This is a genomic window from Curtobacterium sp. MCJR17_020, from assembly GCF_003234365.2.
In the GTDB taxonomy this organism is placed as follows: Bacteria; Actinomycetota; Actinomycetes; order Actinomycetales; family Microbacteriaceae; genus Curtobacterium.
In genome coordinates this window covers 999,813-1,017,310 of sequence record NZ_CP126260.1, presented here as the reverse complement: position 1 = coordinate 1,017,310, position 17,498 = coordinate 999,813, and the positions used below count along the sequence as shown (strand labels likewise).

The window sequence follows — 17,498 nt, the reverse complement described above, 5'->3', positions numbered from 1 at the left end:
CGGTTCCGCAGCGTCCGTCCGGTCGGTCCGGTGCTCCCGTCCAGTGCGTCGGTACCCTGGTGCAGTGACCGACACGACCGCTGCCACCGACCCGACCGCCACCGCCGATCGCCCGACGCACGCCTGGGGCCACGGCCTCGCGACGATCGCCGCCGACGGCACGACGCTCGACACCTGGTACCCGGAGACCCACCTCGGCCCGTTGCCCACCGACGCGGTGTTCCCCGCCGAACTGCAGGCGCACGTGGGTGACGACCCCCGCCGCGAGGTCCGGATCGAGGCCGTCACCACCGAGGTCACCATCGACGCCGCCCCGACCAGCACCGAGGACGCGTACCTGCGCCTGCACCTGCTGAGCCACCTGCACGTGCGTCCGAACACCATCAACCTCGACGGTGTCTTCGGGTACCTGCCGATCGTCGCGTGGACGAACGCGGGGCCGGTCCACCCGGAGTCCCTGACCCGCCTGCGCCCGTCGCTGCAGCGCGCGGGCATCGCCGTGCACGCCATCGACAAGTTCCCCCGTCTGGTCGACTACGTCGTGCCGGACCGCGTCCGCATCGGTGACGCCAACCGCGTCCGTCTCGGTGCGCACCTGGCGCCGGGCACGACCGTCATGCACGAGGGCTTCGTGAACTTCAACGCCGGCACCCTCGGCGACGCAATGATCGAGGGCCGCGTCTCGCAGGGCGTCGTCGTCGGCAACGGCACCGACATCGGCGGTGGCGCGTCCATCATGGGCACGCTCTCCGGCGGCGGCACGCACCGGGTCTCCCTGGGCGAGCGCGCGCTGCTCGGTGCGAACGCAGGTCTCGGCGTCTCCCTCGGCGACGACTCCGTCATCGAGGCCGGCCTGTACGTCACGGCCGGCACGAAGGTCGTCCTGGTCGGCGCTGCGCCGAACCCGGACGGCACGCCGAAGACCGTCAAGGCGGCCGAGCTGTCCGGCACCCCGAACGTCCTGTTCCGGCGCAACAGCCTGTCCGGCGCGGTCGAGGCCCTGCAGCGCAAGGGCGAGGGCATCCAGCTCAACACCGCGCTCCACGCGTAGGCCGACTCCACCGCGAGAGCGACAGGACCCCGCGAACCGTTCGCGGGGTCCTGTCGCTCTCGCAGAGTGGAGCGTGCGTCAGCGCGCGGGGAGATCCCGCTTCGACGCACCCACGTAGAGCTGCTGCGGGCGACCGATCTTGTTGAGCGGGTCGTTGTTCAGCTCGCGCCACTGCGCGATCCAGCCGGGCAGGCGGCCGATCGCGAACAGCACCGTGAACATACGCGGCGGGAAGCCCATCGCCTTGTAGATGATGCCCGTGTAGAAGTCGACGTTCGGGTAGAGCTTGCGGTCGATGAAGTACTGGTCGCTCAGCGCGATCTGCTCGAGCTCCTTCGCGATGTCGAGCAGGTCGTCCTGCACGCCGAGGGACTCGAGGACCTCGTCCGCCGACTCCTTGACGAGCTTCGCGCGGGGGTCGTAGTTCTTGTAGACGCGGTGTCCGAAGCCCATGAGCTTCACGCCGCGCTCCTTGTTCTTCACCCGCTCGACGAAGCGCTGCACCGGCTCGCCGGAGTCCTTGATCTGCTGCAGCATCTCGAGCACGGCCTCGTTCGCGCCGCCGTGCAGCGGCCCGTACAGGGCGTTGATGCCGGCAGAGATCGAGGCGAACATGTTCGCCTTCGTCGAGCCGACCAGGCGGACCGTCGCGGTGGAGGCGTTCTGCTCGTGGTCCTCGTGCAGGATGAGGAGCCGGTCGAGGGCCTTCGACAGCACCGGGTTCGGCTGGTAGGTCTCGGCCATGGTGCCGAAGTTCAGGCGCAGGAAGTTGTCGACGAACGACAGTCCGTTGTCCGGGTACAGGAACGCCTGCCCGATGGACTTCTTGTGCGCGTAGGCGGCGATCACCGGCAGCTTGGCGAGCAGCCGCACGGTCTGCAGCTCGACCTTCTCCGGGTCGTCGACGTCCATGTCGTCCTCGTAGTACGTCGACAGGGCGCTGACGGCACTGGACAGCACGGACATCGGGTGCGCGGAGTGCGGGAGCGCGTCGAACAGGCGCCGGAGGTCCTCGTGCAGCAGGGTGTGCCGACGGATGCGGGCGTCGAAGTCGGCGAGTTCGGACTCGTCGGGCAGCTCGCCGTAGATCAGGAGCCACGCGACCTCGAGGAAGGTGCAGTTCGACGCGACCTGGTCGATCGGGTACCCGCGGTACCGCAGGATGCCCTCGTCGCCGTCGATGTAGGTGATCGCGCTCTTGGTCGACCCGGTGTTCACGAACCCGTAGTCGAGCGTGTTCATCCCGGTCTGCTTCTTGAACGTCGAGATGTCCATGGTGGACGCGCCGTCGACGCTCGGCAGGATCGGGAACTCCGCGCTGCCACCCGGGTACGTCAGCGTCGCGGTCTCGCCCGTCTGTTCGGCGGCGGGACTCACGGGCACGGGCGTCGTGGGCGGTGTGGCCGTCTTCTGAGCGTCGTTGGCAGTGTCAGTCACGGTGACAGCCTAATCGCGGCGTCTGTCGCTCGTGCACACCCCGGAGGTCACGACTTGGTGGGAACCCCCGATTGCGCTGCGGGCTACGCGGTGCCGAGCCGGCGGCTGCTGGCGAGTCGTTGTGCCGCCGCGGCGATGCGCTCGTCGGTCGCGGTGAGGGCCACCCGGACGTGCTCCCCGCCCGCCGTGCCGTAGAACGTGCCCGGTGCGACGAGGATCCCGCGGTCGGCCAACCACGACACCGTGTCGAGCGCGGGCTCACCGCGGGTCACCCAGAGGTACAGGCCGGCCTCGCTGTGGTCGATGCGGAAGCCGGCGTCCTCGAGTGCCCGTCGGAGCATGTTCCGGCGCGCCCGGTAGCGGGCCTTCTGCTGCTGCACGTGGGTCTGGTCCGCGAGTGCGACGATCATCGCTTCCTGCACCGGCAGCGGCGGCATCAGCCCCGCGTGCTTCCGGACCGCGAGGACGTCGGCGAGGATCCGGGCGTCACCGGCGACGAACGCCGCGCGGTACCCGGCCAGGTTCGACTGCTTCGACAGCGAGTACACGCTGAGCACACCGTCAACCGAGTCGCCGACGACGCGGGGGTCGAGGATCGTGGGGGTCGGGGTGGTCGCGTACTCCGGGTCCCAGCCGAGCTCGGCGTAGCACTCGTCACCGACGATGACGGCACCGAGTTCGCGGGCACGGGCGACCGCGACGCGCAGGTCGTCGATCGAGAGCACGCGGCCGTCGGGGTTGCCGGGCGAGTTCAGCCACACCAGCTTCGTCGTCGTCGGCCACGCTGCTGGGTCGTCCGATGCGAGGGCGTCCGCGCCGACCAGGGCTGCCCCGAGCTCGTACGTGGGGTACGCGGCGGCGGGGAAGACCACGGTGTCGCCGGCGCTGATGCCGAGCCAGAGCGCCAGGCCGGCGATGAACTCCTTCGACCCGATCGTCGGCAGGGCGTGCGCCTCGGTCAGCTGCACCCCATGCCGGCGGCCGTACCAGTCGGCGATTGCCTGCCGCAGCGCCGGGGTGCCGGCGACCTGCGGGTAGGCGTGCGCGTCGGTGGCGTCGGCGAGGGCGCGTCGGACGACCTCGGGGGTGGGGTCGACGGGCGACCCGACGCTGAGGTCGACGATGCCGCCTTCGTACCCGGCCGCGCGCTGCTTGAACGGGACGAGCTGGTCCCAGGGGAAGTCGGGCAGGTCGAGCGCCACGTGCGAGTCCGGCTCAGCCGCGGGGCGGTTCGGCCATGACGACCGGGTGGTCCTTGTGGATCACACCGACCTTCGCGGCGCCACCGGGCGAGCCGACTTCCTGGAAGAACTCGACGTTGGCCTTGTAGTAGTCGGCCCACTCGTCGGGCAGGTCGTCCTCGTAGTAGATGGCCTCGACCGGGCAGACCGGCTCGCACGCACCGCAGTCGACGCACTCGTCGGGGTGGATGTACAGCGAGCGGTCGCCCTCGTAGATGCAGTCGACGGGGCATTCGTCGATGCAGGCACGGTCCTTGACGTCGACACAGGGCTGGGCGATCACGTAGGTCACGGTTCGGGTGCTCCCTTCGACGAGCGGGTTCGAGTCTACTCGCGGCCCGGGGCCGTCCGGGACCGCAGCCCCGACAGGTCCGGCCACGCGAGCACCAGGGCGGCGATGACGGCGGGGGCGAACGTCCAGACGTACCCGGCCGCGTTCGCCAGCACGAGCGGCGAGCCCTGGCCGCCGACGGAGACGAGCACCTGCGTGGCGACGAGGATGCCGATGCCGATCGCGGCGACCATCGCCCGCGACCGGTACAGCAGCCGGATGCCCACGGTCAGCCCGACCACGAGCAGCGTGGTGATCACCATGCCGATCGGGAACGCGGCGGCGCCGACGGTCTGCTGGTGCGTCACGGTCCCCAGTCCGCCGGTGACGAGCCCGAGCACGAGCGCGACGGCGACCGCGGCGACCTTGCCCTGACCGGACATCTCGGCGTACGTCTGCGGCGCCGGGGGCTGCGGGTCGGCGTCGTGCCGGAAGGCCTCGACCGCGGGGGCGTGCTCGCGGACGCCGTGCGGCATCACCCACGACAGCGGGGTCGGGTCGGCGGGGTCGACCGGGTCGACGGTGACCTGCGAGCGGTACTGCTCGACGGCGGCACGCACCTTCGCCCGCACCGGCAGGACGTCGACGGTGACGTCGGCGTCCCCGGTGTCCGGGGCGACGATCATCGAGAACGCCACCTCCTCCGCCCGGGCCGCGTACCGAGCAGCGTGGTGCACACGCACGTGGTCGGGGTGGCCGTACCCGCCGTCGTCGGCGTAGCTCACGACCGCGTCCGCACCGGTGGAGCGGATCGCGGCACGGACGTCGTCGACGACCTCGCCCAGGTCGGCGGCGGTCAGCGAGTCGACGGGCGCGTCGTCGGCGGCGGTCGCCCGGCCGTCGGGCCCCCACTGCATGCCGGAGTCGACGTACCGTCGTTCCGGCAGGTCGGTGGGCCGCGCACCGCGACCGCCGAGCCACAGGTGCGCCGGGCCACCGAGGGCCGCGAGTGCCGCGTCGATCTCGGACTCACGATGCGCGGCGACGCGCTGCGCGTCGCCGGCCAGGGGTGCGAGCCGCTCGGTGAGCATCTCGCCGCGCTCACCGCGGGTCGCCGTCAACACGGTGACCTCGGCGCCGAGCTCGAGCAGGGTCGCGATCGTCCCGCCGGACGACAGGGTCTCGTCGTCGGGGTGGGCGTGCACGAACAGGACGCGCTCGGGGCGCGTGACGGAGGCCTTCGACATCGCCCCCAAGGGTACGGGACTAGCGGGCCGTGACGATGTAGGTCGCGGTGACGCCGTCGTCGCCGTCCGAGAACGTGAGCACGACGCGGTACCCGTCGCTGCGGAACATCCCGAACGCACTCGACGAGTCGGCTCGCTTCGCCGACTCGGTGTAACCCGCGTCGGCGAGCTGCTGCGCGGCGGAGGCGAAGTCGTCGACCGACCCGGCGCGCACCTGCACGACCCATCCGGAACCGTTCGGTCCCGCTCCCCCGCCGAGCACCGTGCCGTCGACGAGCGGCACGTCGGACGACGGGAACCCGTCGGGGACCTTGCCGTCGGAGGTCACGTTCGCGCCCTTGAGCGCCGTGTCGAGCGCCCCGTCGATGCCGCCCGCGACCGAGGACATGCCGTCCTGGATCGCCTTGCCGTCGATGCCCGCGACGCCGTCCGCGACCGTCGAGGCCACCGAGGACCCGAGGTCCGTCGCCTGCTTCACGGAGTCGGACGAGCAGCCGGTGAGTCCGGCCAGGGCGATGCCGGCGGCGACGGCGGCGATCAGCGGGGTACGGAGGGAACGCATGCGCCGACGGTAACGGGTGAGCCGGGAGGCACGGCGCGAGTTGGCTGTGAACGTCCTGTCCCCGGGACGGTCACCCGCGCGGCGGGGCCGCCCCGCGCCTCCCGTCCGCCCGTCAGGCGACGTAGGCGCGCGTCGCGGCGACCAGGGCGTCGACGCCCACCGGGATCGCGGTCTCGGCCTGCGGCGCGTAGAACGGCGAGTGGTTGCTCGGGATGTCCTCGCCACGGCGGAACAGCTCCGGGTCGGTGATCCCCGTGAACCAGTACACGAGCGGGACGCCCGCCGCCGTCGCGAGCTGCCCGACGTCCTCCGACGCCATCGCCAGCCCGATCTCCAGCTCGCGCGCACCCGGCACGGCGGCGCTGACGGCCGCGAGCACCCGGGCAGCGGACTCCGCGTCGTTCACGGTCACCTCGGCACCGGGCGACCGCACGATCGTCGGCTCCGGCAGCCCGCCGGCGTCGCTCTCGGCACGGACGATCCGCTCGATCGACGCGATGATGCGCGCACGGGTCTCCTCGTTGCGGGCACGCGTCGAGATCTCGATGACGGCCTGGTCGGGGATGATGTTGGCGCGCGTGCCGGCGTGGAAGCTGCCGACGGTGACGACACCGGCGTCGCTCGGCGAGACCTCGCGCGAGACGACGGTCTGCAGCCGGACGACGGCGGACGCGGCGGTGACGACCGGGTCGAGGGACGCCTGCGGTGCGGACCCGTGCGCCCCGCGACCGTTGAAGGTCACCGTGAGCCGGTCACTGGACGCCATCACCGGGCCGGAGCCGATCGCGACGATGCCGACCGGGGCCGGAGCCGAGTGCTGCCCGAGCACCACGTCGGGCTTCGGGAACCGGTCGACCAGGCCGTCCTCGACCATGGCGCGGGCGCCGGAGATGACCTCCTCCGCCGGCTGGAAGACGCCGACGACCGTGCCGCTCCACTGGTCCCTGGTGGCGACGAGGCGCTCGAGCGTGCCGAGCAGCCAGGTGACGTGGATGTCGTGGCCGCAGGCGTGCATCGTCGGGACGTCGTTGCCGTCCTCGTCGGTGCCGCGGTGCTGGCTGGCGTAGGGCAGCCCCGTGCGTTCCTGGACCGGCAGGCCGTCCATATCGGCGCGGAGCCACACGACCGGGCCCTCGCCGTTCGACAGGACGCCGACGACACCGGTGCCGCCGACGCCGGTGGTCACCTCGATGCCACCGAGCTCGGCGAGCCGGTCGGCCACGATGCCCGCAGTGCGGTGCTCCTGGAAACCGAGCTCGGGGTGGGCGTGCAGGTCCTGGTACAGCGAGAGGAGGTCGAGGGTCACGGCATCCACCGTAACCCCCGACCTCCTCAGGTCGTGCTCTTGCTGACGCGACGCGTCGCTTGCTGCTTACGCGTCCTGACGCTTCAGGCGGGCGTACGAGCGCTGGCGGGCCTGCGCGTCGAGCTCGACCTTGCGGATGCGGACGACCGCCGGGGTGACCTCGACGCACTCGTCCTCGCGCGCGAACTCCAGGCACTCCTCGAGGGAGAGCTGGCGCGACGGCGTCATCGACTCGAAGGAGTCGGCGTTCGCCGAACGCATGTTCGTGAGCTTCTTCTCCTTCGTGATGTTGACGTCCATGTCGTCGGCGCGCGAGTTCTCGCCGATGACCATGCCCTCGTAGACCTCTTCGGTGGGGTTGACGAAGAACGTCATCCGCTCCTGCAGGTTCGTGATGGCGAACGGCGTGACGACACCCGAGCGGTCGGACACGATCGAGCCGTTGATGCGGGTCTGGATCGGGCCGGCCCACTCGTCGTAGCCGTGCGAGATCGCGTTGGCGATGCCGGTGCCGCGGGTCTCGGTGAGGAACGACGTGCGGAAGCCGATCAGGCCGCGCGACGGGACGATGAACTCCATGCGCACCCAGCCGGTGCCGTGGTTCGTCATGTTCTCCATGCGGCCCTTGCGAGCGGCCATGAGCTGCGTGATCGCGCCCAGGTACTCCTCCGGCGTGTCGATCGTCATGTGCTCGTACGGCTCCTGCAGCTTGCCGTTCTCGTCACGCTTCGTGACGACCTGCGGCTTGCCGACGGTGAGCTCGAAGCCCTCACGACGCATCTGCTCGACCAGGATGGCGAGCGCGAGCTCACCACGGCCCTGGACCTCCCAGGCATCGGGGCGACCGATGTCGAGGACCTTGAGCGAGACGTTGCCGATGAGCTCGCGGTCGAGGCGCTCCTTGACCATGCGGGCGGTCAGCTTGTGGCCCTTGACCTTGCCGACGAGCGGGCTGGTGTTCGTGCCGATCGTCATCGAGATCGCCGGGTCGTCGACCGTGATGGTCGGCAGCGGGCGGACGTCCTCGGGGTCGGTCAGCGTCTCACCGATGGTGATCGTGTCGAAGCCGGCGACGGCGACGATGTCACCGGGGCCCGCCGACTCGGCCGGGTAGCGCTCGAGGGCCTTGGTGATGAGGAGCTCGGTGATGCGGGCGTTCACGACGGTTCCGTCGTGCTTGACCCACGCGACCGTCTGGCCCTTCTTCATCGTGCCGTGGAAGATGCGCAGCAGCGCGAGACGACCGAGGAACGGCGACGCGTCGAGGTTGGTGACGTGGGCCTGCAGCGGGTGCTGGTCGTCGTACTTCGGCGCGGGGACGTGCTGCAGGATCGCTTCGAACAGCGGCTCGAGGTCGTCGTTGTCGGGCAGCGAGCCGTCGGCCGGCTTGTTGCGCGACGCGGCACCGGCACGGCCCGAGGCGTAGACCACGGGGACGTCGAGGATCGCGTCGAGGTCGAGGTCGTCGACCTCGTCCGACAGGTCGGACGCCAGGCCGAGGAGCAGGTCCTGCGACTCGGAGACGACCTCGTCGATGCGGGAGTCGGGGCGGTCCGTCTTGTTGACGAGCAGGATCACCGGGAGCTTGGCGGCGAGCGCCTTGCGGAGCACGAAGCGCGTCTGGGGCAGCGGCCCCTCGGACGCGTCGACCAGCAGCACGACGCCGTCGACCATGGAAAGGCCGCGCTCGACCTCACCACCGAAGTCGGCGTGACCCGGGGTGTCGATCACGTTGATGGTGATGGGGCCGTCCGCGCCGAATTCGGTCGCGTGCTTGCCGTTGTAGAGCACCGACGTGTTCTTCGCGAGGATCGTGATGCCCTTCTCGCGCTCGAGGTCGTTCGAGTCCATCATGCGGTCTTCGCCCTCGAAGTGGGCGTCGAACGAGTTGGTCTGCGTGAGCATCGCGTCGACGAGGGTGGTCTTGCCGTGGTCGACGTGTGCCACGATGGCGACGTTGCGCAGGTCGGACCGGGTGGCGAGCGCCATACAGGACATCCTTCAATTTCTGGGAGAGTGTCGGGCCAGTGATTTGTCGGCACCGCACCCGCGGGCAGAACGCCCGACACGCCAGTCTACCGGTAGTTCGCAACCGTCAGGAGTACTGCAGATGAGCCGACGGCGAACGTGGGTCGAGATCACCATCGTGCTGCTGCTCTCACTGGGCGCCAGCGCGCTGTACTCGATCCTCCAGATCATCGACGACCTGTCGCAGACGACCCCGCTCGGCGAGCAGTCCACGGCGCTCAACACGTCGTCGACGACGGTGCAGTACGTCGACCTGGCCCGCCAGCTGCTCGGCATCGCGGTGGACCTGGCGCCGGTCGCGCTCGTCTGCTTCCTGCTGTGGAGCACGTCCCGCCCGCACCTGTCCCGGCTCGGCATCGACCGGTTCCGGGTGAAGCCCGACCTCGGTGGTCCGGCGCTCATCGCGCTCGGCATCGGGATCCCCGGGCTCGCCCTGTACTTCGCCGGGCGCGCCCTCGGCATCACGGTGGACGTCGACCCCGCTGCCCTGAACTCGTACTGGTGGACGGTGCCGGTCCTGCTGCTGTCCGCGATCCGCTCCGGCCTGCAGGAAGAGGTGATCGTGATCGGGTACCTCTACGCCCGGCTCGGCGACCTCGGGTGGGGGCGGTGGCAGGTGATCCTGTCGACGGCACTGCTGCGCGGGAGCTACCACCTGTACCAGGGCTTCGGCGCGTTCGTCGGCAACGCCGTGATGGGCATCGTGTTCGGCTGGATCTACACGAAGTGGGGCCGCTTGATGCCCCTGATCATCACGCACTGCCTGCTCGACGCCGCGGTGTTCGTCGGCTACCCCTGGGTCGCGAACGCGTTCCCCCAGTTGTTCTCGTAGCGTGAGCACATGAGCATCCCCGAGGTCGGCGAGTCCGCGCCGACGTTCACCCTGCCGGGCATGATCGTCCGCGACGGGGTCCGCACCGACGACGAGTACGACCTGTCGTCGGAGATCGGCCGGACCGTGGTGCTCGCCTTCTACCCCGGCGACGCGACGGCCGTCTGCACCGCGCAGCTCTGCAGCTACCAGGCGGAACTCGACGAGTTCGACGACCTCGGCGCCGTGGTGTGGGGCATCAGCCCGCAGGCCCTCGACTCGCACGAGACGCTCGCACGCGGCTCCTCGCTCACGTTCCCCCTGCTGAGCGACACGGCCGGCTCGGTGATCCGCGACTACGGCGTGCGCGCGCCGGGGATCGGACTGCGTCGGTCGGTGTTCGTGATCGGCCCCGACGGGGTCGTGCGGTGGCGGCACGTCGGTCTGGTCGGTCTCCGGTTCCCGAAGGCCGAGACCATCCGTGAACAGATCGAACTGCTCGTCTCGTAGCCGGATCCCACGGCTCCCGCCGTTCCCGCCGTTCCCGCCGTTCCCGCCGTTCCCGCCGTTCCCGGCGTGGGGAATCCCGGAATCCGTCGCCATGGGGTATTGACACCCGAACTGGGGGCGACGACCATTGTCGGCACGAGAGGTCCATGAAGGATCTGCCTCCCCGGGGAATCGGGTCGTCCGGAGATACGCGCTGGTGTGTCACACCCGCTCCCCGGGCGTCTCCGGGGAGGCATCTCGTAACCTCGTCCGGTGCACACCACCATCGTCGCTCCGGGTCTCCGCCGTCTCGCCATCGTCCTCTGGGTCGTCGCGGTGGCGCTCGTCCCCCTGGCACTGCTCGGTGGCAGCAACCCGTTGCTCGTCCCGGTCCCGAGCATCTGCATCGCGTTCGTGGCGTGGGCCGCACTCTGGCGTCCGCGGATCGAGCTGACGCCCGAGCACCTGCGGATCGTGGACGTCCGCCGCACCAGCACCTACACGTGGTCGCGCGTCACCGAGGTGCGCACCAAGTACGGCATCGAGGTCGTCTCGAGCGAGGGCGTCCGCCGCGTGTGGATCGCGACCCGCCCGACCGCGCGGCTCACCGCGCAGGTCCAGGGCCGACCGGGAGGCCCGGCTCACCTCGACGTCGACGCTGCGGCCGCGCGGATGGTGGCCCTCGTGCCCGCCCCGGCTCCGCAGGACGGCCCGCCTCCGGCGACCGTCGTCGCGGCGCCGATCACCCACCGGGTGCACGGGTGGACGGTGCTGGCGTTCGTCGTGCTCGGGATCGCGGCGTCGCTCGCGGCGGCCCGGCTGTAGCGCCAGGCGTCCACGCCCCTGCCGACGCAGAACGACACCCCCGACGTCGTGCGACGTCGAGGGTGTCGTTGTGGGTCGTGCGGCCGCGGGACTACTTGGTGTAACCCACGTCCTGCCACTTGACCGAGTACTGCTGGAACTGCGCGGGCCCGTAGTTCACGAGGTCCTTGCGCACACCCCAGGCGTACGGCTCGGCGAACAGCGGGATGGTGCCGGCGACGGCGACGATCTTCTTGTCGATCGCCTGCGCGTCCTTGATGCGGGCATCGGGGTCGAGCTCGGCGTTCGCCTTGTCCCAGGCCGCGCCGAGCGAGTCGTCCGTCACACCGGTGTAGTTCTGGCCGGCGTCGGCGGGGTAGTAGATCGACTTGAGCGACGAGATCGGGAACGGCGTGCCCTGCCACGCGAAGTACGTGGCGTCGAAGTCACGGCCGTCGGTGGTGATGTACTTCGTGAAGAAGTCGTCCGAGGGGACGGTGTCGATCGTGACCTTGAAGCCGGCGAGCTTCGTCTGCTGCTGCACGAGCTGCGCGACGTTCGCCGAGTTCGGGTTGTCCGACGGGATCACGAAGCGGACGTCGAGTTCCTTGCCGCCCTTGGTCGCGTAGCCGTCCGAACCGACCTTCCAGCCGGCGTCCTCGAGCTTCGACTTCGCCTTGTCCGTGCTGTAGCCGTAGACGCTCGACACGTCGTCCTGGTAGCCGTCCTGACCGGGCAGGTACGTCAGGTTGTTGAGCACGTCACCCGGGCTCTTCACCGGCGACAGGATCGCCTGGGCGAGGACCTTGCGGTTGATGGCCTGCGCGAACGCCTGGCGCACGTCCTGGTCCTTGAAGACGTCCGACGTGCCGTTCAGCGTGATCTGCCGCTGCGTGGTGCCGAGCGAGCGCTCGATCTTCGAGTCCGAGCGCGAGTTCGCCGTCTTGAGGTTGTCGGCGCTGCCGTTCAGGTTGAACGCGTCGAGTTCCTTGTTGCCGTACGCCTGCGCGACGCCGTCACGCGAGACCGTCTTGAAGACGATGGTGTCGAGCTTGCCCTCGTCGCCCCACCACTTCGGGTTCTTCTCGAAGGTGAGCACGCCGCCGTTGGCGTCGAAGGACTTCACGATGTACGGGCCACCGGAGACGTAGGTCTTGCCGTCAGCGGCGTACGGACCCTTGGCCCAGGCGGTGTTGAAGTGCTCGGGGGTGTCGACCGCCCAGTACGGGTAGATGGTGCCGAGGACACTCGCCCAGTCGGCGTTCGTCTTCGAGAACGTCATGATGACGTCGCGCTCGTCGGAGCCCTGCTTGACGGAGTCGACGTCCTCCCACACGTTGGTGGCGAGGGGTGCGAAGGCCTTGTTCGTGCCGTTCAGCGCCTTCCAGTTGGCGATGACGTCCTTCGCGCTGATCGGGGTGCCGTCGGACCACACGGCCTTCGGGTTGATCTTGATCTCGACGGTCTGGGGCGAGTCCTTGGTCAGCTCGACCGAGGTCGCGAAGTCCTTGTTCGCCTCCCACTCGCCGTTCTCCTTGAACTGGATGAAGCTCGGCAGGTAGGTCCCGGCGATCGTCTGGTCGTCGACGGTCCCGGAGTCGAGGTTGTTGATCTGGAAGTTCGCCGGCGCGGTGTCGATCGGCAGGGTGATCGACCCGCCGTCCTTGACGTCCGCGCGGTCGGCGACGGTCCAACCGGTCGACTTCAGCGACGACTCGGCGACCGCGGAGCTGCTGTTGCCCGCCTGTCCACCGCCGGAGCAGCCGGCCAGCACGACGGCCGCAGCCGCAGCGGTGGCCAGCACGGCGATGCCCTTGATCCTCTTTCGCATGGCGAGGATTCCCTTTCGTTGTGGTTCGCGCTGATCGCGCTGGAACGCGACGACCCCCGCCGCCACGCCTGTTGGTTGAGAACCCTAGTCACATCCGAAGGCTCCACAAGGGTTGATGTGGGGAATCGAAACATGCTCGTAACGAATGTTGCATAGCGTCACAACGCCAAGTCCCATCCCTCCGCCGCGAGCGGCTAACCTGTCGCCACCGACAACGCCGTCCGGACGGATGGCCGCACCCCACGAGGTCCCAGTACATGCTTGCCTTCATCGCAAAGCGGATCGTCAACTACATCGTCCTGACGATCGTCGCGACGACCCTCGGCTACATCCTCGCCAGCACCACGCTGAACCCGGCTGCCCGGTTCCTGGGCCGGAACCCGGCCGTGCCGCAGGGCACGATCGACGCGTCCCTGCGGAAGCTCGGTGCCGATCCGGACACCCCGCTCATCGTCCGCACCTGGACCTGGTGGTCGAACCTCGTCACGCACGGGTCGCTCGGCATGAGCACGCGCGGCACCGAGGTCACGGCCGACATCGTCGCCCGCTCCGGCACCAGCCTGCGCTTGCTGGTCATCGGCACCCTGCTCGGCGCGATCCTCGGGGTGCTGCTCGGCGTGTGGAACGCCGTCCGCCAGTACCGCACGTCGGACCAGGTCTCGACGTACCTGTCGTTCGCGGTGCTCGCCACCCCGACCTTCGTCATCGCGGTCGTCCTGATGATCCTGGCGACCGCGATGAACCAGGGCCTCGGCACCCAGGTGATCCGCTTCACGGGTGAGTACACGCCGGGCGTGAACGGGTTCTTCCCGGTGCTCGGCGACCGACTGATCCACCTGTTGTTACCCACGATCTCGCTGACCATCGGCGCCGTCGCCACGTACTCGCGGTACCAGCGCTCCGCGATGCTCGACGTGCTGTCGAACGACTTCATCCGCACCGCGCGATCGAAGGGCCGGACGCGCGGATCGGCCATCATGCGCCACGGCGTCCGCGTCGCCCTCATCCCGATGTCGACGTTCTTCGCGTACTCGTTCGGGCTGATCCTGACCGGGGCGAGCATCACCGAGCTGGTCTTCAGCTGGCACGGCATGGGCGAGTACTTCGTCCAGGGCATCACCAACAACGACATCAACGCGGCATCGGGCACGATCCTCTTCACGGCGATCCTCGTGCTCATCGCAGGAACCCTCGCGGACCTGCTCTACGCCGCGCTCGACCCGCGAGTGAGGGTGTGACCCGTGTCTGTTCTCGACCCCACGACCACGACCACCGCCGGTGACCCCGGTGACGGCAACGCCGGTGTGCCGGCGCACGTCATCGAGGTCAAGGGCGGCCGCACGCCGCTCTGGCGCAAGGTGTTCGGCACCTGGCGTGCCCGCATCGGTGGCGGCGCCCTGCTGCTCATCCTGCTGTGGGCCTTCGTCGGCCCGCACCTGTACCACTGGAACGCCGTCGACTCCGACGGCCTGGCGTTCGGCATGCCGCCGAGCGCCGCGCACTGGTTCGGCACGAACGACATCGGCCAGGACATCTACGCGCAGACGCTCGTCGGCCTGCAGAAGTCGCTGCTCATCGGCCTCATCGCCGGTCCGGCCGCCACGCTGATCGCCGGCATCGTCGGTGCGATCGCCGGCTACTTCGGCGGCACCGTGGACCGCGTGCTCGTGTGGGTCATCGACCTGCTGCTCGTGATCCCCTCGTTCTACGCGCTCGTGCTCCTCAGCCCGGTGTTCAAGAACCTGACGTGGGTGGCGCTCATCGTCGGCCTCGCGGTGTTCAGCTGGATGGTGATGGCCCGCGTGATCCGCGGCCAGACGATGTCCCTGCGCGAACGCGACTACGTCAAGGCCGCCCGCTTCATGGGCGTCCCGGCGTTCACGATCATCCGACGGCACATCCTGCCGAACGTGGCGTCCCTGCTCATCATCGACGCCACGCTCGGTGTCGGGGCCGCGATCCTGGCGGAGAGCTCGCTGAGCTTCTTCGGCTTCGGCATCCAGATCCCCGACGTCTCGCTCGGCACCCTGCTCGCCGCCGGCAGCCAGTCGGCCGTCACCCGCCCGTGGCTGTTCGTCCTGCCCGCCGCGACCCTCGTCGCGACCGTGCTCTCGACCAGCCTGCTCGGCGACGCCCTGCGCGACGCCATCGACCCCACCTCCGGAGCCAACCGTGACTGAGCCGCTGCTGACCGTGTCCGACCTGTCGGTCACGTTCAACCCGAAGAACAAGCCCGTCTACGCCGTCCGCGGGGTCGACTACACGGTGGCCCCCGGCGAGTTCCTCGGGATCGTCGGCGAGTCCGGCTCCGGCAAGTCGGTGTCCTCGATGGCCGTGATGGGTCTGCTCCCGTCGTCAGCCCACGTCGAGGGCAGCATCCGCTTCGACGGCCAGGAGCTCCTCGGCAAGAACGACCGCGAGATGTCCCGCCTGCGCGGCGGCGACATCGCGATGGTGTTCCAGGACCCGCTGTCGGCCCTGACGCCCGTGTACACGATCGGTCAGCAGATCATCGAGGGGCTGCGACTGCACGACCGCTCCCTCACCCAGCACGCCGCCCGCACCCGCGCCGAGGAGCTGCTGCGCGTCGTCGGCATCCCGAACCCCGCTCGGCGCCTCGACGCGTTCCCGCACGAGTTCTCCGGCGGCATGCGGCAGCGCGCGATGATCGCCATCGCCATCGCGAACGACCCGAAGCTGATCATCGCCGACGAGCCGACCACCGCGCTCGACGTCACGATCCAGGCGCAGATCCTCGACGTGCTGCAGACGGCGAAGGACATGACCGGCGCCGCCGTGGTCCTCATCACGCACGACCTCGGAGTCGTGGCCGGCAACGCGGACCGCGTCGCCGTGATGTACGCGGGCCGCATCGTCGAGACGGCACCGGTCGAGCCGCTCTTCCGCGAGCCCGTCATGCCCTACACGATCGGGCTCCTGCGCTCGATGCCGAACATGACCGCGGCCCGCACCGAACGGCTCGTCCCGCTCGAGGGCCGCCCGCCCCTGCTCACGCAGAAGCCGACCGGCTGCCCGTTCGCCGACCGCTGCCCGGCGGTCATCGACGCCTGCCGCGACGGCGAGCCCGCGCTCATCGCGCCGACCATCACGCAGGCCGGTGCCGGCGCCATCACGAACGCCGGCGGCGACACGGTCGCCGACATCGCGACCGGCGCAGCGGTCTCCGCGCCCGCCGTCCTCGTCGACCACACCGCCGCGTGCATCCGTCGCGACGAGATCGCAGCCGGCACCCTCGAGCGGTCGGAGATCTTCCCCCGCCCCGAGGACGTCCCCGAGGCGGCGGTCGACCACGGCGACGACGTCGTGCTCGAGCTCACCGACGTCGTCAAGACGTTCCCGCTCACCAAGGGCGCGCTCTTCCGCCGGCAGATCGGCGAGGTGCACGCCGTCGACGGCATCTCCCTGACGCTCAAGCGCGGGCAGGTGCTCGGTCTGGTCGGGGAGTCCGGCTGCGGCAAGACCACCACGATCATGGAGATCCTCGAGCTCGCCGGCGCGCAGCAGGGCACCATCCGGGTGAACGGCGTCGACACCGCCTCGCTGTCGAAGAAGGACCGCCTGGCGATCCGCCGCGACATCCAGGTCGTGTTCCAGGACCCGATGGCGTCGATCGACCCACGGCTCGACATCGGTTCGGTGATCGGTGAACCGCTGACGGTGCACGGCGTCGCGAAGGACGAGATCCGCCGCCGGGTCCGCGAGGTCCTCGAGCTCGTCGGGCTCGAGCCGAGCTACATCGACCGGTACCCGCACGAGTTCTCCGGCGGCCAGCGGCAGCGCATCGGCATCGCCCGGGCGCTCATCGTCGAGCCGAAGATCCTCGTGCTCGACGAGCCGGTCTCGGCGCTCGACGTCTCGGTGCAGGCCGGCGTGATCAACCTGCTCGAGGACCTGAAGCACCGCCTCGGCCTGTCGTACCTGTTCGTCGCGCACGACCTGTCCGTCGTCCGGCACATCGCCGACGACGTCGCGGTCATGTACCTCGGCCGCATCGTCGAGTACGGCGACGGCGACAAGGTGTTCTCCGACCCGCAGCACCCGTACACGCGGGCCCTGCTGTCGGCCGTGCCGGTACCGGACCCGTCCGCCGAGGCCGCCCGCGGGCGGATCCTGCTCGACGGCGACCTGCCCTCCCCCACCGAGCGCATCGACGGCTGCCGGTTCCGCACCCGCTGCCCGCTCTACCAGCTCCTCGACGAGGGGCGGCAGGAACAGTGCCGCACCGTGGACCCGCGCCTGCAGGACGTGCACGGCCGCGGGGTCGCCTGCATCCAGACCGACCAGGAGCACCTGCTCACCGAGCGGGTCGGCGCGGTCGTCTGACGACGCGGGCCACGTGGTGGACGTGACCAGCAGACGGACGGGAGGCCCGGCGCACGTCGTGCGCCGGGCCTCCCGT

General features: G+C 69.9%; 15 protein-coding genes. 7 read left to right on the top strand and 8 right to left on the bottom strand.

Features of this window, described 5'->3' with window-relative positions; genetic code table 11:
- Positions 1–64 precede the first annotated feature (64 nt).
- Positions 65–1,051 carry a 2,3,4,5-tetrahydropyridine-2,6-dicarboxylate N-succinyltransferase gene (gene dapD, locus DEJ14_RS04905; RefSeq protein WP_111084983.1) on the top strand — a complete coding sequence of 329 codons (987 nt, stop codon included), beginning with the start codon at positions 65–67 and terminating at the stop codon, positions 1,049–1,051.
- 78 nt (positions 1,052–1,129) lie between these two features.
- On the opposite strand, the gene DEJ14_RS04900 is transcribed toward dapD, so the two are convergent.
- The 7 genes from DEJ14_RS04900 to typA form a co-directional block, all read right to left on the bottom strand.
- Positions 1,130–2,428, bottom strand: coding sequence for a citrate synthase (locus DEJ14_RS04900; RefSeq protein WP_111085041.1), 1,299 nt, complete (start codon positions 2,426–2,428; stop codon positions 1,130–1,132).
- A gap of 143 nt (positions 2,429–2,571) precedes the next feature.
- Positions 2,572–3,690 (bottom strand): succinyldiaminopimelate transaminase, encoded by a 1,119-nt coding sequence (gene dapC, locus DEJ14_RS04895; RefSeq protein ID WP_111084982.1) that lies wholly within the window; start codon positions 3,688–3,690, stop codon positions 2,572–2,574.
- 13 nt (positions 3,691–3,703) lie between these two features.
- Positions 3,704–4,021 (bottom strand): ferredoxin, encoded by a 318-nt coding sequence (gene fdxA, locus DEJ14_RS04890; RefSeq protein ID WP_069711637.1) that lies wholly within the window; start codon positions 4,019–4,021, stop codon positions 3,704–3,706.
- Positions 4,022–4,056: 35 nt separating this feature from the next.
- Complete coding sequence (locus DEJ14_RS04885; protein ID WP_111084981.1) at positions 4,057–5,247, bottom strand: PIG-L family deacetylase; 1,191 nt, start codon at positions 5,245–5,247, stop codon at positions 4,057–4,059.
- 19 nt (positions 5,248–5,266) lie between these two features.
- Positions 5,267–5,809, bottom strand: a complete 543-nt coding sequence (locus tag DEJ14_RS04880) for a hypothetical protein (RefSeq protein ID WP_123673112.1) — start codon at positions 5,807–5,809, stop codon at positions 5,267–5,269.
- A gap of 112 nt (positions 5,810–5,921) precedes the next feature.
- Positions 5,922–7,115 (bottom strand): amidohydrolase, encoded by a 1,194-nt coding sequence (locus tag DEJ14_RS04875; RefSeq protein ID WP_181437481.1) that lies wholly within the window; start codon positions 7,113–7,115, stop codon positions 5,922–5,924.
- 66 nt (positions 7,116–7,181) lie between these two features.
- Entirely contained in the window at positions 7,182–9,104 is a 1,923-nt protein-coding gene (gene typA, locus DEJ14_RS04870; protein WP_111084979.1) for a translational GTPase TypA, read from the bottom strand.
- 121 nt (positions 9,105–9,225) lie between these two features.
- Here typA and DEJ14_RS04865 point away from each other — a divergent pair, with 121 nt between their 5' ends.
- From DEJ14_RS04865 to DEJ14_RS04855, 3 genes are all read left to right on the top strand, one after another.
- The gene (locus tag DEJ14_RS04865; protein ID WP_111084978.1) at positions 9,226–9,975 is read left to right on the top strand and encodes a CPBP family intramembrane glutamic endopeptidase; all 750 of its coding nucleotides are present in this window, start codon (positions 9,226–9,228) and stop codon (positions 9,973–9,975) included.
- Between the two features lie 9 nt (positions 9,976–9,984).
- On the top strand, positions 9,985–10,464 hold the full coding sequence (locus tag DEJ14_RS04860) for a peroxiredoxin (protein WP_111084977.1): 480 nt from the start codon (positions 9,985–9,987) through the stop codon (positions 10,462–10,464).
- Positions 10,465–10,716: 252 nt separating this feature from the next.
- Entirely contained in the window at positions 10,717–11,268 is a 552-nt protein-coding gene (locus tag DEJ14_RS04855; protein ID WP_111084976.1) for a PH domain-containing protein, read from the top strand.
- Positions 11,269–11,359: 91 nt separating this feature from the next.
- Here DEJ14_RS04855 and DEJ14_RS04850 read toward each other — a convergent pair whose 3' ends face one another.
- Positions 11,360–13,078, bottom strand: a complete 1,719-nt coding sequence (locus tag DEJ14_RS04850; protein ID WP_111084975.1) for an ABC transporter family substrate-binding protein — start codon at positions 13,076–13,078, stop codon at positions 11,360–11,362.
- 257 nt (positions 13,079–13,335) lie between these two features.
- On the opposite strand from DEJ14_RS04850, the gene DEJ14_RS04845 reads away from it, so the two are divergent.
- Genes DEJ14_RS04845 through DEJ14_RS04835 form a run of 3 tightly spaced genes read left to right on the top strand, consistent with a single transcriptional unit; the run spans position 13,336 to position 17,422 of the window.
- Positions 13,336–14,316 carry an ABC transporter permease gene (locus DEJ14_RS04845; protein WP_111084974.1) on the top strand — a complete coding sequence of 327 codons (981 nt, stop codon included), beginning with the start codon at positions 13,336–13,338 and terminating at the stop codon, positions 14,314–14,316.
- 3 nt (positions 14,317–14,319) lie between these two features.
- Entirely contained in the window at positions 14,320–15,258 is a 939-nt protein-coding gene (locus tag DEJ14_RS04840) for an ABC transporter permease (RefSeq protein WP_111084973.1), read from the top strand.
- Positions 15,251–17,422 carry a dipeptide ABC transporter ATP-binding protein gene (locus DEJ14_RS04835; protein WP_111084972.1) on the top strand — a complete coding sequence of 724 codons (2,172 nt, stop codon included), beginning with the start codon at positions 15,251–15,253 and terminating at the stop codon, positions 17,420–17,422. Before DEJ14_RS04840 ends, DEJ14_RS04835 begins: the two co-directional genes overlap by 8 nt.
- Positions 17,423–17,498: the final 76 nt, after the last annotated feature.